The 16,715-nt window shown below is 58.0% G+C and carries 15 protein-coding genes; 6 read left to right on the forward strand and 9 right to left on the reverse strand.

The features are described from left to right. The first annotated feature begins 97 nt into the window (after window positions 1-97). On the forward strand, window positions 98-859 hold the full coding sequence (locus ETA_RS04760; protein ID WP_012440480.1) for a DedA family protein: 762 nt from the start codon (window positions 98-100) through the stop codon (window positions 857-859). On the opposite strand, the gene thiQ is transcribed toward ETA_RS04760, so the two are convergent. Genes thiQ through thiB form a run of 3 tightly spaced genes read right to left on the reverse strand, consistent with a single transcriptional unit; the run spans window position 836 to window position 4,108 of the window. Beyond that, window positions 836-1,552, reverse strand: a complete 717-nt coding sequence (gene thiQ / locus ETA_RS04765; protein ID WP_012440481.1) for a thiamine ABC transporter ATP-binding protein ThiQ — start codon at window positions 1,550-1,552, stop codon at window positions 836-838. The two genes, ETA_RS04760 and thiQ, sit on opposite strands and share 24 nt — an antisense overlap. Then, window positions 1,536-3,146, reverse strand: coding sequence for a thiamine/thiamine pyrophosphate ABC transporter permease ThiP (thiP, locus tag ETA_RS04770; protein WP_012440482.1), 1,611 nt, complete (start codon window positions 3,144-3,146; stop codon window positions 1,536-1,538). The genes thiQ and thiP overlap by 17 nt, the downstream gene beginning before the upstream one ends. Then, complete coding sequence (thiB, locus tag ETA_RS04775) at window positions 3,122-4,108, reverse strand: thiamine ABC transporter substrate binding subunit (RefSeq protein ID WP_012440483.1); 987 nt, start codon at window positions 4,106-4,108, stop codon at window positions 3,122-3,124. Before thiB ends, thiP begins: the two co-directional genes overlap by 25 nt. A gap of 43 nt (window positions 4,109-4,151) precedes the next feature. On the opposite strand from thiB, the gene ETA_RS20735 reads away from it, so the two are divergent. After that, the gene (locus ETA_RS20735; protein WP_042958663.1) at window positions 4,152-4,514 is read left to right on the forward strand and encodes a hypothetical protein; all 363 of its coding nucleotides are present in this window, start codon (window positions 4,152-4,154) and stop codon (window positions 4,512-4,514) included. Between the two features lie 7 nt (window positions 4,515-4,521). Here ETA_RS20735 and sgrR read toward each other — a convergent pair whose 3' ends face one another. After that, a complete protein-coding gene (gene sgrR, locus ETA_RS04785; protein ID WP_012440485.1) occupies window positions 4,522-6,216 on the reverse strand; it encodes an HTH-type transcriptional regulator SgrR in 1,695 nt (564 codons plus the stop codon). 255 nt (window positions 6,217-6,471) lie between these two features. Here sgrR and ETA_RS04790 point away from each other — a divergent pair, with 255 nt between their 5' ends. Further along, entirely contained in the window at window positions 6,472-7,677 is a 1,206-nt protein-coding gene (locus tag ETA_RS04790; RefSeq protein ID WP_012440486.1) for a sugar efflux transporter, read from the forward strand. A 54-nt stretch (window positions 7,678-7,731) separates the two neighbouring features. Here ETA_RS04790 and leuD read toward each other — a convergent pair whose 3' ends face one another. From leuD to leuL, 5 genes are all read right to left on the reverse strand, one after another. Further along, on the reverse strand, window positions 7,732-8,337 hold the full coding sequence (gene leuD, locus ETA_RS04795; RefSeq protein ID WP_012440487.1) for a 3-isopropylmalate dehydratase small subunit: 606 nt from the start codon (window positions 8,335-8,337) through the stop codon (window positions 7,732-7,734). A gap of 9 nt (window positions 8,338-8,346) precedes the next feature. Further along, entirely contained in the window at window positions 8,347-9,744 is a 1,398-nt protein-coding gene (gene leuC / locus ETA_RS04800) for a 3-isopropylmalate dehydratase large subunit (RefSeq protein WP_012440488.1), read from the reverse strand. Window positions 9,745-9,748: 4 nt separating this feature from the next. Beyond that, the gene (leuB, locus tag ETA_RS04805; protein WP_012440489.1) at window positions 9,749-10,837 is read right to left on the reverse strand and encodes a 3-isopropylmalate dehydrogenase; all 1,089 of its coding nucleotides are present in this window, start codon (window positions 10,835-10,837) and stop codon (window positions 9,749-9,751) included. A gap of 1 nt (window position 10,838) precedes the next feature. Further along, window positions 10,839-12,407, reverse strand: coding sequence for a 2-isopropylmalate synthase (gene leuA / locus ETA_RS04810; RefSeq protein WP_012440490.1), 1,569 nt, complete (start codon window positions 12,405-12,407; stop codon window positions 10,839-10,841). Between the two features lie 93 nt (window positions 12,408-12,500). After that, window positions 12,501-12,599: a leu operon leader peptide gene (gene leuL / locus ETA_RS20675; protein ID WP_407919830.1), complete on the reverse strand. Its 99-nt coding sequence runs from the start codon at window positions 12,597-12,599 to the stop codon at window positions 12,501-12,503. A gap of 710 nt (window positions 12,600-13,309) precedes the next feature. Between leuL and ilvI the strand changes: the two genes are divergently transcribed. From ilvI to cra, 3 genes are all read left to right on the forward strand, one after another. Continuing rightward, window positions 13,310-15,034, forward strand: a complete 1,725-nt coding sequence (gene ilvI / locus ETA_RS04815) for an acetolactate synthase 3 large subunit (protein ID WP_012440491.1) — start codon at window positions 13,310-13,312, stop codon at window positions 15,032-15,034. A gap of 2 nt (window positions 15,035-15,036) precedes the next feature. Next, the gene (gene ilvN, locus ETA_RS04820) at window positions 15,037-15,528 is read left to right on the forward strand and encodes an acetolactate synthase small subunit (RefSeq protein ID WP_012440492.1); all 492 of its coding nucleotides are present in this window, start codon (window positions 15,037-15,039) and stop codon (window positions 15,526-15,528) included. A 162-nt stretch (window positions 15,529-15,690) separates the two neighbouring features. Further along, window positions 15,691-16,701, forward strand: coding sequence for a catabolite repressor/activator (gene cra / locus ETA_RS04825; protein ID WP_012440493.1), 1,011 nt, complete (start codon window positions 15,691-15,693; stop codon window positions 16,699-16,701). Window positions 16,702-16,715 lie beyond the last annotated feature (14 nt).

Genomic DNA, 16,715 nt, shown 5'->3' on the forward strand with positions numbered 1-16,715 from the left:
TTTTCTGCCGCCGCTCTCCTTTCGGACAAAATCAGCGCTTGACGCTTTCCGGCGTCCTCTGGACAATCCGGGGTTCTGTTAATCAGTTTGGAACACTATGGAAGCCTGGCTGCAACATTTAATTACCCAATCGCTGGCATGGTCGTTGTTTGCTATTGGGCTGGTGACGTTCCTGGAGTCACTGGCGCTGGTCGGGCTGCTGCTGCCGGGCACGGTGCTGATGGCGTCGTTCGGCGCGCTGATCGGCAGCGGGCAGATTGGGCTTTATCCCGCCTGGGCGGTGGGCACCATCGGCTGTCTGCTGGGGGACTGGGCCTCTTATCTGATCGGCTGGCAGTTTAAAGGGCCGCTACACCGCTGGTCGTTTATCCAAAAACACCACAAGCTGATGGACAAAACCGAGCACGCCCTGCATCAACACAGCATGTTCACCATTATCGTGGGTCGTTTTGTGGGCCCAACGCGGCCGCTGATCCCGCTGGTGGCGGGCATGCTGGAGCTGCCGGTGCGCAAGTTTATTCCGCCTAACATCATCGGCTGTATTCTGTGGCCGCCGCTCTACCTGCTGCCCGGCATTCTCGCCGGGGTGGCGATCGACGTGCCGAAAGATGCCAGCAGCGGCATGTTTAAATGGCTGTTACTGGGGGTGGCGCTGCTGGTGTGGCTCGGCTGCTGGCTGGGCTGGCGCTGGCTGCGCGCCGGTAAGCAGGATGACTGGGCAACGCCTTACCTTCCCGCCGTGCGGCTACGCTGGCTGGCACCGCTGATGCTGCTGCTGGCCGTGGGAAGTTTTACCGCCATCCAGTTCCACCCGATGATGCCGCTATTCCGTCATTTACTGTGGGAAGTGTTCTTTTAACGCGATACCCAGTACCGCCGCCTCCGGCACCGCACCGCCCTGCAAGCGTGCGGTGCTGCCATCCCAGTAAACCCGACCGTCGACAATCAGCAGGCTGCGCGGGGCGATCCGCGCCGCATCCTCAATGCTGTGCGACACCATCAGCAGGGTCATATCACGTTCTGCACAGACCTCATCCACCAGCCTGAGCATCTCCTGACGTAGCGCCGGATCGAGGGCGGAAAAGGGTTCATCCAGCAGCAGGATCGGCCTTTGACGCACCAGGCAGCGGGCGAGGGCAGCACGCTGGCGCTGGCCGCCGGAAAGCTGGTGCGGCAGGCGCGACAGGTGCTCCGTCAGCCCGACGCGCCGCGCGATGTCCTGCAACTGATGTTTCTGCTGATGATTAAGCTTCAGTCCCGGATGCAGCCCGAGGCCGATGTTTTGCGCCACCGTGAGGTGGGGGAACAGGTTGTTTTCCTGGAACAGCATGGAAACCGGGCGCTGCGCCGGGGCAGTGAGGCGGTGATCGCTGCCGTTAAGCATCAAATCTCCGCTCTTCGCCGCAAGAAACCCGGCAATCAGGCTGAGCAGCGTGCTTTTGCCCGCGCCGCTCGGCCCGAGGATCGCCAGCCGTTCACCGGCCTGCGCGCTGAAGGTAAAGCGCATCGGCAGATGATGATATAAATAGGTCAGATTAGTCAGGCTTAACATGGCGTCCCGGCAGTTTTTCAATCAGGGTGAAGAGCAGCAGGCATAATAGCAGCAGCAGCAGAGCGGTGACCGCGCCGTCGCTGCTGCGATAAGCGCCAATCTGCTGATACAGGTAGAAGGGCAGCGTGCGGAAGTCCTCGTTACCGAACAGCGCCACGGCACCAAAATCCCCCATCGACAGCACGCAGGCAAAAGCTAGCGCCTGGGCCAGCGGGCGCTGCAACGCGCGCAGCTCAATCAGCCGCAGGCGGTTCCAGCCGCGAATATCCAGCGACTGACAGAGGCGGTTGTAGCGCTCGGCGATGTCGCGCAGCGGGTTTTCCAGCACCTTCATCGCATAGGGGATGGCCATCAGCGCATTGGTAAAGGTGACGATGCCGTCTGCGGATCCGGGCAGCCCGATCGTCTGGTTCAGCAGCAGGAAGAAGCCGGTCGCCAGCACGATACCCGGCATGGCGAGGATCAGCATACCGCTTAGCTCCAGCGTTTGCCCCCAGCGCGGGTGCTGATTCAGCCGCAGTTCGCGGCTGCTCCACAGCAGCATCAGGGTCAGCAGCACGCACAGGACGCCCGCCGCAAGGGCGATGCGCAGCGATGTGAACATCGCCTGCCATAGCGCGGGCTGTTGAAGTACGCCGCTCAACCCCTGGTTAAGACCATCGGTAATCACCGCCAGCAGCGGCGGTAGGATCAGCAGCAGGGCGGCGGCGATTACCAGGGTGTCCAGCACGCGCGCGCCCCTGCTATCCTGGGGATTGCGCCAGTCGCTGAGGCTGTTGCTGCCCGCCGGGATGGCTTTGTTCAGGCGCTGGCTCAGTATCACCAGCGCCAGGCAGCACAGCATCTGTAACAACGCCAGCAGGGCAGCGCGCCCCGGATCGTAGTCAAAGCTCAGCGCCTGGAAGATCGCCAGCTCAATGGTGGTGGCCTGCGGGCCGCCGCCGAGCGACAGCACGGTGGCAAAGCTGGCAAAGCACAGCATAAAGATCAGTGCGGCCGCGGGCAGGATCTGCCGCCGCAGCCACGGCCATTCAACAATATAAAAATGCGACCCGCCGCTTAAACCCAGCTGTGCGGCAAGCTGGCGCTGTTCCGCAGGGATCTGCTGGAGCGCCTGTAGCAGCAGGCGGGCGGCCAGCGGCAGGTTGAAAAAGACGTGTGCCAGCAGAATGCCCCGTAGGCCGTATGGGGTGAACGCGTAGTCGATACCAAACAGGGCGCAGAGCTGTGCCAGCCAGCCGGTGCGCCCATAGACGCTCAGGATACCAAATACCGCCACCAGCACCGGCAGTACCAGGGTCATGGCACACAGGCGCAGCAGGGTACTGCGGCCGGGGAAGCGCCGGCGATACAGGGCGCGAGCCAGCGGGATGGCCGGCAGCACCGACAGCGCGGCCGACAGCAGCGCCTGCCAGAAAGAGAAGCGCAGCACGTGCCACAGGTAGCCGTCCTGCCAGACGCCGCGCCAGTCGGTAGCGGGCGCGTTTTGCCACAGGGCAAAAAACGCCAGCGCGGCAACGCTGGTGAGCAGCAGGGCGGCGAGGCTGCCGGGCAACAGCCAGCCGGGGATTAGCGGCTGACGGCGCGTTGCCATTCGCCGATCCACTGTGTGCGTTGGCGCGCCACGTCCTGCGGGCTGAACTGAAGCGTGGTTTTCGGCACCGTCAGGGTTGCGAAACCGTCAGGCAGAGTCGTTTTTATCGCCGGGTACATCCAGTTGCCGGTCGCCATGTGCTGCTGGAATGGCTGGGTCAGGATGAACTGCATAAACTGCTGTGCCAGCTGCGGCCGTTTGCTGGCCTTCAGCCGTCCGGCGACCTCCACCTGTAAGTAGTGTCCTTCGCTAAAATCGGCCGCCGCGTAGCGATCCTTTTTTTCTTCAATCAGGTGATAAGCCGGGGAGGAGCTGTAGCTCAGCACCATATCGCTTTCGCCCTTCAGGAACAGGCCGTAGGCTTCGCTCCAGCCTTTGGTGACGGTGACGGTTTTTTTGCTCAGCTGCTGCCAGGCCTGCGGGCTGTTATCGCCGAACACCTTCTGCATCCATAGCAGCAGTCCGAGTCCCGGCGTGCTGGTGCGCGGATCTTCGTAGATGACTTTCAGCGGGCGGTCGCTTTCCACCAGCTCCTTCAGGCTTTTCGGCGGGTTTGGCAGTTTGGTTTTGTCATAGACAAAGGCGAACCAGCCGTAGTCGTAGGGAATAAAGGTGCTGTTGTGCCAGCCGCCCGGCACGGTACTGGCAGCCGTATCGACGTTTGACGCGGCAAACAGCCCGGTCTTTTCGGCGGCGTCGAGCAGGTTGTTATCCAGCCCAAGAACCACATCGGCCTTGCTGTTTTTTCCTTCCATGCGCAGACGATTAAGCAGCGAAACGCCGTCTTCCAGCGCCACAAACTTCAGTTCGCAGTTACAGTGGGCTTCAAACGCTTTTTTGACCGCCGGGCCGGGGCCCCAGTCAGCCGCAAAGGAGTCATAGGTATAGACGGTGAGCGTTTCTTTTGCCGCGAGGCAGGGCAGGGAGAACAGCGCCAGCAGAGGTAACCATTTTTTCAACACTTTGCGTTCCTTAGAGTGGGAAATGCGCAAAGGATCTGAGTGAGTGACACTCTCAAATCCCTACGCCGGTATTATCCGGATCAGGTTCGACGGGTTTTTCTCAGCGGAAAACGTGCTGCGCGCCATTGATCCGGCGTCGGGCAGTGCTCGCAATCCTCACATACTCATTTGTATGCTGCGGTTGCTGCGCGCTGTCCTTCACCGCCTGAATGGCTGCTCGCGGCGTTTTAACGTGCTGCGCGCCATTGATCCGGCGTCGGGCAGTGCTCGCAATCCTCACATACTCATTTGTATGCTGCGGTTGCTGCGCGCTGTCCTTCATCGCCTGAATGGCTGTTCACGGCGTTTTAACGTGCTGCGCGCCATGGATCGGGCATCAACATCAGGGTTTTCCGCACCCCGTTGAGAACGGCTTATTCTAGTAGTTTCGTCGTCGAGACGAAAGTCTCATCGTCAGGTGGGGCAAACCAGGCGGATTTAAAATCGAACCAGCCCAGAGTATTCATACGCACGCCGCGCATACTGCGCTGCCCATGTAGCAGCAGCCAGTGGTGGAACAACGGATGCAGATAGTGGCTGTCGATCAGCTGTTTGCTCCAGTCTGCCAGCGGCAGCTGCCGTTCGCGCCACCGCCTGGCCACATCCTGCCAATCGATGGGCACACAGTGGTGGATCAGCGGAATTTCATACAGCAGGGAGAACAGGGAAAACTCCAGCGGCAGGGTGAAGTTGGCGCTGCCGAGCCAAAGATCGCTCTGCGCATCGCCGCGATGCCAGCTTTCATAATCGATCTCCTGAGTGATCAGCTCGACGCCGTGTGCGGCGAGGATCGGGCCAAGCGCGTTGGCAATGCCACGGTGCTCAATGTGGTCGCTGTACCAGGTGATGGTCAGCGAGGCCAGGCCGCCGGGTTTTTCCGCAGCCTCCATATGCCGGCGGTGATGCCAGCGCGGCAGCAGGCCGTAAGCCGGGAACCAGTAACGCTGGTAGGCAATCCCGCTGTGATTCAGCAGGGCGATAGGGTTGAAAATGGTGCTGACCCAGCGCCGCAGCTGTTCGTTGCGCCCCTGTTCAGAGCGCTGGTCGAACAGCAGAAAATAGCAGCCTTCTTCAAGACGACTCTCCTCTGATTTTTCATCGCTGTTTTCGGTTTGCAACTTGACGCCGGAATAGACCAGTTCGTCGCTGATCTCCGGCAGAACCCAGATGTTGACCTCGTCGATCAGCGCCCGATAGCCGAAATAATCATCAAAGGCGGCAATACGCAGCTGGCTGTGCTGGTTGCGTTCTACCGCGTAGGCCCCGGTGCCTATCGGCTGGCGGGAGAAGTTGCGCAGCTCGGACCACTCCTTTGGCAGGATCATCGCGCTGACGCTGGCCAGCAGCCAGGGCAGCCAGCCGTCAGGATGACTGAGATGAATGTCCAGCGTCCACGGGGCGGGGCACTCGATGCGCGTCAGATGGCCAAACAGCGGCTGGTCCGTTAGCCGTTGCAGCGTGCTGGTGACATCATCCATCTCCAGTTCACGCCCGTGGTGAAAATGGATGGCCGGGCGAATAAAGAACCGCCAGTGCAGCGGGCCGATCTGTTGCCAGTGATGGGCGATGTCCGGCTCCACTTCCCCGTTTTCCTCATTTATACGCGCGAGGCCGTTGAAGATTTGCCGTGCCAGGTGGGTTTCCGAACGTCTGAGCGGCGTGCCGGGCAGTAAATTGAGCAGCGGGCGGTAGTACAGCACGCGCATAATGTGCTTGCCCTGGCGGAAGCTGCGGCCTAGATGGGAAAGCAGCATCTGACGCACGCGCCCTTTGTCGCCCACCAACTGTACCAGCTGGTCAATGCGGTCCTGATCCAGCAGCTCCTGCGCCCGCTGCTGCTGGAGAGCCAGCCCGGTGTAGTGGAAGGTCAGGGTGGAGCGTTTACCGCGTCCGGCCTCGGCCTGCCACGCCAGCCACCCCTGTTGCTGCATGGCGTTGAGCAGGTTACGCATATGGCGCCGTGAGCAGCAGAGCTGCACCGCCAAATCGCTGAGCGTGGTTTCCTGCGATTGACCCTCGCAGCACTGCCAGAGCCGGATAAACTGCTGCTGCAAACGCTTCGACGGCATAAAAGAGGAACTCCGTGTTAAAAGCTGTCTGTTTTTCTTACCCTATATTATGGCGATAATGGCAACAGATGGAAGAGCGGGAGGCATTCATCGTCTGAATGGCGTTCTGACATCGTATCCGGGAGCTTTCGCTTTTACGGGTATTTCTGAGTATGGTGCTTTTCACCAGCCAGCGGGCATGCGAGCCGCTGGCTTTTTTCGTTATTTTTCTTATAAGCTGCGGGTTTAGCACTTCAGTCCGTTGAGGCCATCGTCATGAAAGCGTTTTTAAGCCGTCGTCGCCGTCTACACCCTGTCTATCTGGCTTTTATGGCGGTTTCTTTTATGGTCGGTATCGCGGGCGCATTGCAGGCCCCGACGCTTAGCCTGTTTCTCAGCCGCGAGGTTGGCGTACAGCCTTTTTGGGTTGGGCTGTTTTACACGCTGAACGCGGTGGCGGGGATTATCGTCAGCCTGATGCTGGCAAAGCGCTCGGATAATCAGGGCGATCGGCGCATGCTGATCCTGTTCTGCTGCGTCATTGCGATTGCCAACGCCGTGCTGTTTGCCTTTAACCGCCACTACCTGACGCTGGTTATGGCCGGCGTGGTGCTCTCGTCGATTGCCAGCGTGGCGATGCCGCAGATTTTCGCACTGGCGCGCGAGTATGCCGACAGCTCGGCGCGTGAGGCGGTGATGTTCAGTTCGGTAATGCGCGCGCAGCTGTCGCTGGCATGGGTTATCGGCCCGCCGCTGTCGTTTGCCATCGCGCTTAACTATGGCTTTACCGCCATGTTCCTGGTGGCTGCCGTGCTGTTTTTAATCTGCGTGGCGCTGATCTGGTTCACGCTGCCGTCGGTGCCGCGCGCGCAGACCAGCGCTGCGGTGCCGCTCACCGATATCAGCGGCTGGAAGGACCGCGATATGCGCATGCTGTTTGTCGCGTCGGTATTTATGTGGACCTGCAACACCATGTATGTGATCGATATGCCGCTGTACATCAGCAGCGTGCTCGGACTGCCCGATAAGCTGGCCGGCCTGCTGATGGGTATCGCTGCCGGGCTGGAAATTCCGGTGATGCTGCTGGCAGGCCGTTACGTAAAACGCTTCGGTAAACGCCCGATGATGCTGCTGGCCGTCGGCTGCGGCGCGTTGTTTTATCTCGGATTGGTGTTTTTGCATGGGCGAACTGCATTGATGCTGCTTCAGCTGCTAAATGCGGTGTTTATCGGCATTATTGCCGGGATTGGGATGATCTGGTTTCAGGATCTGATGCCGGGGCGTCCGGGTTCTGCCACCACGCTGTTTACCAACAGTATTTCCACCGGGGTGATCCTGGCCGGGGTGCTACAGGGCGCAATGGCGCAGACCTTCGGCCACCACGCGGTGTACTGGCTGGCATTGCTGCTGGCGCTGGTTTCGTTCGCTTTATCCTGGCAGGTCAGAGAGTCGCGGAAGATAAAACCGCAGTCGTGCCCATAGCCGACAGACAAAAGGTATCGGTGCGTGCAGCAATCTGCACGCACCGATGGGTGGTCAGCGCAAAAATGAGGGCTGTTGCCGCTCCCAGGCGCTGATATCGGCATCGTGCTGCAGGGTCAGGCCAATCGCGTCCAGGCCATTCAGCAGGCAGTGACGGCGGAAAGGGTCGATGGCGAACGGGTAAATGTTATCGCCTGCCTGAACCTGCTGGCTTTCCAGATCGACGGTGAAGCCTATCCCCGGTTGAGCGGCAACCTGCTGAAACAGCTCATCGACCTGCTGCTCGCTTAACGTCACCAGCAACAGCTGATTATTAAACGCGTTATTGGCAAAGATATCGGCAAAACCGGATCCGATAATAGCCTGAATGCCGTAGTCGGTCAGCGCCCAGGGGGCATGTTCCCGCGATGAGCCGCAGCCAAAGTTCTCACGCGTCAGCATAATGCTGGCACCGCTGAACTCGGGTTTATTCAGCACGAAATCCGGGTTAGCAAGCTGCCCTTCGGCATCAAGATAGCGCCAGTCGTAAAACAGGTTGCGACCAAAACCGGTGCGCGTCACCATCTGCAAAAACTGCTTCGGGATAATCGCATCGGTATCGACGTTGGCGGCATCCAGCGGCAGCACGATACCGCGATGTTGAGTGAATTTTTTAGCCATGATGATCCCTTACGCTAGCTCGCGGATATCGGCAAAGTGACCGGCTACCGCCGCCGCCGCCGCCATTGCCGGGCTGACCAGGTGAGTACGCCCGCCACGCCCCTGGCGGCCTTCAAAGTTACGGTTGCTGGTCGACGCGCAGCGCTCGCCGGGCTGGAGGCGGTCGTTGTTCATCGCCAGGCACATCGAACAGCCCGGCAGACGCCATTCAAATCCGGCATCAATAAAGATGCGGTCCAGCCCTTCCGCTTCCGCCTGGGCTTTGACCGGGCCGGAGCCGGGTACCACGTAGCCCTGCACGCCCTGGGCAATTTTATGCCCTTTCACTATCGCCGCCGCCGCGCGCAGATCTTCAATGCGCGAGTTGGTGCAGGAGCCGATAAACACCTTGTCGATGGCGACATCGGTCAGGCGAATACCGGGCTTGAGATCCATATAGGCCAGCGCTTTTTCCGCCGAGGCACGCTCCACCGGATCGCTGAAGGAGGCCGGGTCGGGGATCGGGTCGCTGACGGCGATCACCTGTCCGGGGTTGGTGCCCCAGGTCACCTGCGGGGCAATGGTGGCAGCGTCGATCGTTACCACCTTATCAAAGTGCGCGCCCTCGTCGCTGCGCAATGTGCGCCAGTAATCGACCGCCTGCTGCCACTCTGCCTCTTTTGGGGCATAGCGGCGGCCTTTCACGTAGCTGAACGTGGTGTCGTCCGGGGCAATTAACCCCGCCTTAGCGCCCAGCTCGATCGCCATATTGCACAGCGTCATACGGCCCTCCATGCTTAACGCTGCCACCGCCGCCCCACAGAACTCGACAACGTGACCGTTACCGCCACCGCTGCCGGTTTTACCAATAATCGCCAGCGCGATATCTTTCGCGGTGATCCCCGGCGCGGTATGGCCCTGTACTTCAATCTTCATGGTTTTGGCGCGTGACTGCTTCAGCGTCTGGGTGGCCAGCACGTGTTCCACTTCCGAGGTGCCGATACCAAACGCCAGCGCGCCGAGCGCGCCGTGGGTCGAGGTATGGGAATCACCGCAGACGATGGTCATGCCGGGCAGCGACAGCCCCTGCTCCGGGCCCATCACGTGCACGATCCCCTGGAACTGATGACTGAGATCAAACAGCTGTACGCCGAAGGCCTCGCAGTTTTTCATCAGCAGCGACATCTGGATACGCGCCATCTCACCGCTGGCATTGATATCCCGTGACTGGGTAGACACGTTGTGATCCATCGTGGCGAAGGTTTTTGACGGCTGGCGCAGCGGACGATTATGAGCGCGCAGGCCGTCAAAGGCCTGTGCGGACGTCACCTCATGCACCAGGTGGCGGTCAATATAGATCAGCGGGGTTTCGCCGCTGGCCTCATGCACGACATGCGCATCAAACAGCTTCTCGTACAGTGTTTTCATCGTATTATGCTTCGCGAATAAATCGGGCGATCACGCTGCCCATTTCATCTGTGCCGATGGCCTTGCCGTTACCGGCCAGGTCACCGGTACGATAGCCTTCTTCCAGCGCGCGGTTGATCGCCTGCTCGATGGCATCGGCGGCGTCGGCCGCGTTCAGGCTGTAGCGCAGCAGCAGCGCCAGCGACAGAATTTGCGCCACCGGGTTGGCGATGTTTTTACCGGCGATATCCGGCGCGGAGCCGCCGGCCGGTTCAAACAGGCCAAAGCCCTGCTCGTTAAGGCTGGCCGAAGGCAACATGCCCATTGAGCCGGTGATCATCGCGCATTCGTCCGACAGGATATCGCCGAACAGGTTAGAGCACAGCATGACGTCGAACTGTGACGGCGCCTTGATCAGCTGCATGGTGGCATTGTCGATATACATATGGTGCAGCTCAACGTCCGGGTAGTCCTGTGCCACTTCACCGACGATTTCGCGCCACAGAATGGAGGATTGCAGCACGTTGGCTTTATCAATCGAGGTGACTTTGTGGCGGCGTTTACGCGCCGACTCAAAGGCGATACGCGCAATGCGCTCGATTTCAAAACGGTGATAAACCTCGGTATCGAAGGCGCGCTCGTGCATTCCGCTGCCTTCGCGCCCCTTCGGCTGGCCAAAGTAGATGCCGCCGGTCAGTTCGCGCACCACCAGAATATCGAAGCCGCGATCGGCTATATCCCTGCGCAGCGGGCAGAAGTCTTCCAGCCCCTGATACAGGCTGGCCGGACGCAGGTTGCTGAACAGCTTAAAGTGTTTACGCAGCGGCAGCAGCGCGCCGCGCTCCGGCTGTTCTGCCGGGGGCAGATGCTCCCATTTTGGCCCGCCGACCGAGCCAAACAGAATGGCGTCGGCCTGCTCACAGCCTTTCACCGTACTGTCCGGCAGCGGCACGCCGTGACGGTCGATAGCCGCACCGCCCACGTCATATTCGCTGGTGGTGATACGCAGATCGAAACGCTGGCGGATTGCGTCGAGCACCTTGCTGGCCTGGGCCATCACTTCCGGGCCGATGCCGTCACCGGGTAATACTGCAATATGGTAAGTGCTGGACATGTTATACGGTTTCCTTCTGATCTTTTACCTGGGACTTGCGCTGCAATTCCTGCTCAACCTGACGGGCGCGCCAGATGGTGTTCAGCGCGTTGACCATCGCTTTTGCCGAGGACTCGACGATATCGGTCGCCAGGCCCACGCCATGGAACTTGCGCCCGTTGTATTGCACCACGATATCGACCTGGCCCAGCGCATCCTTGCCGTGACCTTTGGCGGTCAGCTGATAACTGACCAGTTCGGCATCGAATTCAGTCAAACGGTTAATTGCCTGATAAACGGCATCAACCGGACCGTTACCGGTAGCGGCCTCGGTTTTCTGTTCATCGCCGCAGCGCAGCTGCACGGTGGCGGTGGCAATCACGCTGGAGCCTGACTGCACGTTGAACGTATCCAGCCTGAAGTATTCCGGCTCTTCCGACTGCTGATTGATAAAGGCCAGTGCCTCAAGGTCATAATCAAACACCTGGCCTTTTTTATCGGCCAGCGCCTTGAACGCATCGTACAGCCTGTCCATGTTGTATTCGGTTTCGCCGTAACCCATCTCTTCCATGCGGTGTTTCACCGCGGCGCGGCCGGATCGTGAGGTAAGATTCAACTGCACCTGTTTCAGGCCGATCGATTCCGGGGTCAGAATTTCGTAGTTTTCGCGGTTTTTCAGCACGCCATCCTGGTGAATGCCGGAAGAGTGGGCGAAGGCGTTTGAACCGATAATGGCTTTATGCGCCGGGATCGGCATATTGCAGATTTTGCTGACGGTCTGGCAGGTGCGGTAAATTTCCTGGTGATTGATGCGGGTATGCACGTTCATCAGCTGACCACGGGTTTTGATTGCCATAATGGTCTCTTCCAACGCGCAGTTGCCGGCACGTTCACCCAGTCCGTTCATTGCCCCTTCGATCTGACGTGCCCCGGCATTGACCGCGGCGAGGGCATTACCCACGGCCATGCCCAGGTCGTCGTGGGTATGCACCGACAGGATCGCCTTATCGATATTCGGCACGCGCGCACGCAGCGCGCTGAAGATGTTGGCGTACTCGTAAGGTAAGGTATAACCCACGGTATCCGGGATATTAATGGTGGTAGCACCGGCATTAATCGCGGCTTCGACCACGCGACACAGGTCATCAATCGGGGTACGACCGCCGTCTTCGCAAGAGAATTCCACATCATCGGTATAATTACGTGCGCGCCTGATCATTTTCACGGCGCGTTCAATCACTTCCGGCAGGGTGCTGCGCAGTTTGGTGGCGATATGCATTGGTGAGGTCGCCAGGAAGGTGTGAATGCGATAAGCATCCGCCACGCGCAGCGCTTCATAAGCGGCGTCGATGTCTTTTTCCACACAGCGCGCCAGGCCACACACCCGGCTGTTCTTGATCTGGCGGGCAATGGTTTGTACCGATTCAAAATCGCCAGGGGACGAGACCGGGAAGCCGACCTCCATCACATCGACCCCCATACGTTCCAGCGCCAGGGCAATCTGCAGCTTTTCTTTCACACTCAGGCTGGCCTGCAATGCCTGCTCACCGTCGCGCAGAGTGGTATCGAAAATAATGACTTGTTGGCTCATTGGGTGGTTCCTTGTCGTCTGTATGTCGCCTGTTTCCGCGAGCATAAAAAAACCCGCGCATCGGCGCGGGTTTCTTAGTTTTGCAAGTCTGAATCAGTGATTGATTCCGCCCACAAGCCTACCGCGCATTAGGAATGCGTTAAGTAGTAGGCCGAGTAGGCGGTTGAAACGAATCATTGGTTCAGACCTCATTAATTCAATGTGGCAATATTGATACCCGATAAAGGTTGGGGCTGTCAACCTAAATGCCCGCACAATGAATGTGCTGCGGGTAAACGCGCAAGAAATTTATTCTGGTGACAGGACAGGCAGCAGAATAATAGCCAAAATGCCAGGCGGAAAGTGAATGCCAAAAGCCGATTATCTCATTTATCTTTCGGTTAATTTTTTCTATGTCATTGTTTTTAGGTGGTATATTTATATTTTCATGAAGTCTTTAGGCAAGGTGCGTGACCTGTCTTCAGGATGAAAATTTTATTTTTTGTTTGAAAGTTAGCAGATAAAACCAAAAATAATGAATGGTTAGAATGGCTGACCATCCTTTTGCCGTAGCTTGGTTTTAATAACAAAACGATCGCGCTGAAAAATGATGGAGCAGCAGTATATTTCGCTTTTATATTGCTTTGTTTTCAGTGTTATCGCCGCTGACAGGGGGCAGGAGGCAGAGCCTTAATACTCTTTTTCGTCCTCATGGCCGGGGTTGCCGTTTGCCTGCCAACTTTTCTACGGTTATGGTGTTTGCCATAACCTCAATAATGGGGCTTAGCCCTGTACCCTGATGTTGGAAAGTGAGTTCCAATATCTAAGCATAAAACAGGTTTTGATCCTGTCTGCCGCCGACGAAAAGCGTATGAACGTTTTTCGCGTCAGATAAGTCAGCACCTTAGAGCCTGGAGGCAAAAATGGAGATGTTATCAGGAGCCGAGATGGTAGTCCGATCGTTAATCGATCAGGGCGTAAAACATGTATTCGGCTATCCCGGCGGAGCGGTCCTCGATATTTATGACGCCCTGCAAACCGTTGGCGGCGTGGACCATATCCTGGTGCGCCACGAGCAGGGCGCGGTGCATATGGCCGATGGCTATGCCCGCGCTACCGGCGATGTCGGCGTGGTGCTGGTTACCTCCGGGCCCGGTGCCACCAACGCGATTACCGGTATCGCCACGGCGTATATGGATTCGATTCCTATGGTGGTGCTGTCCGGCCAGGTGATGTCCTCTCTGATTGGCTATGATGCCTTCCAGGAGTGCGACATGGTGGGGATCTCCCGCCCGGTGGTTAAACACAGCTTTATGGTTAAGCGGGCAGAAGATATCCCGACCGTGATGAAAAAGGCGTTCTGGCTCGCCGCCAGCGGCCGTCCGGGGCCGGTCGTCGTCGATCTGCCAAAGGATATGATGAACCCGGCGAATAAGCTGCCGTACGTCTGGCCTGATGAGGTCAGCATGCGCTCTTACAACCCGACGACGCAGGGACATAAAGGCCAAATCAAGCGTGCGCTACAGACCTTACTGGCTGCGAAAAATCCGGTGATTTATGCCGGGGGCGGAGTGATCAATGCTGCCTGCCATGATGAGCTGCGCCAGCTGGCGGAAACGCTGAACGTGCCGGTGACCACATCGCTGATGGGGCTGGGGGCGTTTCCCGGCACGCACCATCAATGCTTAGGCATGCTGGGCATGCACGGCACTTACGAAGCCAACATGACGATGCATCACTCCGACGTTATCTTTGCCGTTGGCGTGCGTTTTGACGACCGTACTACCAATAATCTGGCAAAGTATTGCCCGAATGCCACCGTGCTGCATATTGATATTGACCCAACGTCAATTTCAAAAACCATCGCCGCCGATGTGCCGATCGTCGGCGATGCCAAACAGGTTCTGCAACAGATGCTGGAGCTGCTGGGGCAGGATCCCGCCCGGCAGGATTTTGACGCGCTGCGCGACTGGTGGCAGAGCATTGAACGGTGGCGCTCCCGTCACTGCCTGGAGTTTGACCGCACCAGTGACAAGATCAAACCGCAGGCGGTTATCGAAACCATTTGCCGCCTGACGAAAGGCGATGCCTATGTGACTTCCGACGTCGGACAACATCAGATGTTCGCGGCCCTCTACTATCAGTTTGATAAACCGCGCCGCTGGATCAACTCTGGCGGTCTCGGCACGATGGGCTTTGGCCTGCCGGCGGCCCTCGGGGTTAAACTGGCCCTGCCTGATGAAACGGTGGTGTGCGTGACGGGTGACGGCAGTATCCAGATGAATATTCAGGAACTGTCGACCGCGTTGCAATACGGCATTCCGGTGCTGGTGCTGAACCTCAATAACCGCGTGCTGGGCATGGTGAAGCAGTGGCAGGATATGATTTACTCCGGTCGCCACTCACAATCTTATATGGAATCACTGCCTGACTTTGTACGGCTGGCAGAGGCTTACGGCCATGTGGGCATTTCCGTGACTCGCCCCGACGAACTGGAAGCGAAACTAGAGCAGGCGCTGGAACAGCTGGCGAAAAATCGCCTGGTGTTTGTCGACATTAACGTGGATGACAGCGAGCACGTCTACCCGATGCATATTCGCGGTGGCGGTATGGATGAAATGTGGCTGAGCAAAACGGAGAGGACTTAACTATGCGTCGCGTATTATCGGTTCTGCTGGAAAACGAATCCGGCGCATTATCCCGCGTGGTGGGGCTGTTTTCCCAGCGCGGCTACAACATTGAAAGCCTGACGGTGGCTCCCACTGACGATCCCACGCTGTCACGCATGACCATTCAGACCGTCGGTGATGAGAAGGTGATCGAGCAGATCGAAAAGCAGCTGCATAAGCTGGTTGATGTACTGCGCGTCAGCGAACTCGGGCAGGGTGATTTCGTCGAGCGCGAAATCATGCTGGTGAAGATTCAGGCCACGGGTTATGGCCGTGAAGAGGTGAAACGTAGCGCGGATATCTTCCGTGGGCAGATCGTCGACGTCACGCCATCGCTTTACACGGTTCAGCTGGCAGGCACCAGCGACAAGCTGGACGCTTTCCTCGGTACGGTTCGTGACGTGGCGGAAATCGTTGAAGTGGCGCGATCTGGTATCGTTGGCGTAGCTCGCGGCGATCGCATTATGCGTTGATTGCCTAAGTTGATTGTCAAGAATATGAGCTAACCCGGCGTAATGCCGGGTTTTTTTATTTTTGTTATCAGGCCGGGGTTGCTGAACAAAAGCAGTTGCTCGCCACACTTTTCTGCGGTTATATGTTACGAAATCTAATCCATAGAAAAGTATGGGGTTATTGTGAAACTGGATGAAATTGCGCGCCTTGCAGGGGTTTCGCGTACCACTGCCAGCTATGTTATCAATGGCAAGGCCAGGCAGTATCGCGTCAGCGATAAAACCGTCGAGAAAGTGATGGCGGTAGTGCGCGAACATAATTACCACCCTAATGCCGTTGCGGCCGGATTGCGCGCTGGGCGCACGCGTTCGATAGGACTGGTTATTCCCGACCTGGAGAATACCAGCTATACGCGGATTGCTAACTATCTTGAACGTCAGGCGCGTCAGCGCGGCTATCAATTACTGATTGCCTGTTCGGAAGACCAGCCCGATAACGAAATGCGCTGCGTGGAACATCTGCTGCAACGTCAGGTTGATGCCATTATCGTTTCCACGTCATTACCGCCTGAACATCCTTTCTATCAGCGCTGGATTAACGATCCGCTGCCGATTATCGCGTTGGATCGTGCGCTGGATCGCGAACATTTTACCAGCGTTGTCGGCGCGGACCAGGAAGATGCGCAGGCGCTGGCCGCAGAACTGCGCAAGCTGTCGGCGAAATCCGTATTGTTTGTCGGCGCGCTGCCGGAACTGTCCGTCAGTTTTCTGCGTGAGCTGGGCTTCCGCGAGGGCTGGGAAGGCGATGAACGTCAGCCGGACTTTATTTATGCCAACAGCTTTGAGCGCAGCGCGGCAGCGACCCTGTTCGAAAATTATCTCGAGACCCACGATATGCCGGAGGCGCTGTTTACCACCTCCTTTGGGCTGCTGCAGGGCGTGATGGATGTGACGTTGCAACGCGAAGGGCGTTTGCCGCAAGACCTGGCGATTGCGACCTTTGGCGATCATGAACTGCTTGATTTCCTTGAGTGCCCGGTGTTGTCGGTCGGACAGAAGCACCGCGATGTCGCGGAGCGCGTGCTTGAGTTGGTTTTGGCCAGCCTTGATGAACCGCGCAAACCTAAAGTGGGCCTGACGCGTATTCGCCGTAATCTTTACCGGCGCGGTCGATTAAATCGCCAAACAAACTGATTTCATATGGCAGC

It is taken from the genome of Erwinia tasmaniensis Et1/99 (assembly GCF_000026185.1).
Lineage (GTDB): Bacteria > Pseudomonadota > Gammaproteobacteria > Enterobacterales > Enterobacteriaceae > Erwinia > Erwinia tasmaniensis.

Coding starts and splice junctions, on each gene's coding strand:
- ETA_RS04760 (WP_012440480.1), top strand. CDS start 98: ATGGAAGCCTGGCTGCAACATTTAATTACCCAATCGCTGGCATGGTCG.
- thiQ (WP_012440481.1), bottom strand. CDS start 1,552: ATGTTAAGCCTGACTAATCTGACCTATTTATATCATCATCTGCCGATG.
- thiP (WP_012440482.1), bottom strand. CDS start 3,146: ATGGCAACGCGCCGTCAGCCGCTAATCCCCGGCTGGCTGTTGCCCGGC.
- sgrR (WP_012440485.1), bottom strand. CDS start 6,216: ATGCCGTCGAAGCGTTTGCAGCAGCAGTTTATCCGGCTCTGGCAGTGC.
- ETA_RS04790 (WP_012440486.1), top strand. CDS start 6,472: ATGAAAGCGTTTTTAAGCCGTCGTCGCCGTCTACACCCTGTCTATCTG.
- leuD (WP_012440487.1), bottom strand. CDS start 8,337: ATGGCTAAAAAATTCACTCAACATCGCGGTATCGTGCTGCCGCTGGAT.
- leuC (WP_012440488.1), bottom strand. CDS start 9,744: ATGAAAACACTGTACGAGAAGCTGTTTGATGCGCATGTCGTGCATGAG.
- leuB (WP_012440489.1), bottom strand. CDS start 10,837: ATGTCCAGCACTTACCATATTGCAGTATTACCCGGTGACGGCATCGGC.
- leuA (WP_012440490.1), bottom strand. CDS start 12,407: ATGAGCCAACAAGTCATTATTTTCGATACCACTCTGCGCGACGGTGAG.
- leuL (WP_407919830.1), bottom strand. CDS start 12,599: ATGAGGTCTGAACCAATGATTCGTTTCAACCGCCTACTCGGCCTACTA.
- ilvI (WP_012440491.1), top strand. CDS start 13,310: ATGGAGATGTTATCAGGAGCCGAGATGGTAGTCCGATCGTTAATCGAT.
- ilvN (WP_012440492.1), top strand. CDS start 15,037: ATGCGTCGCGTATTATCGGTTCTGCTGGAAAACGAATCCGGCGCATTA.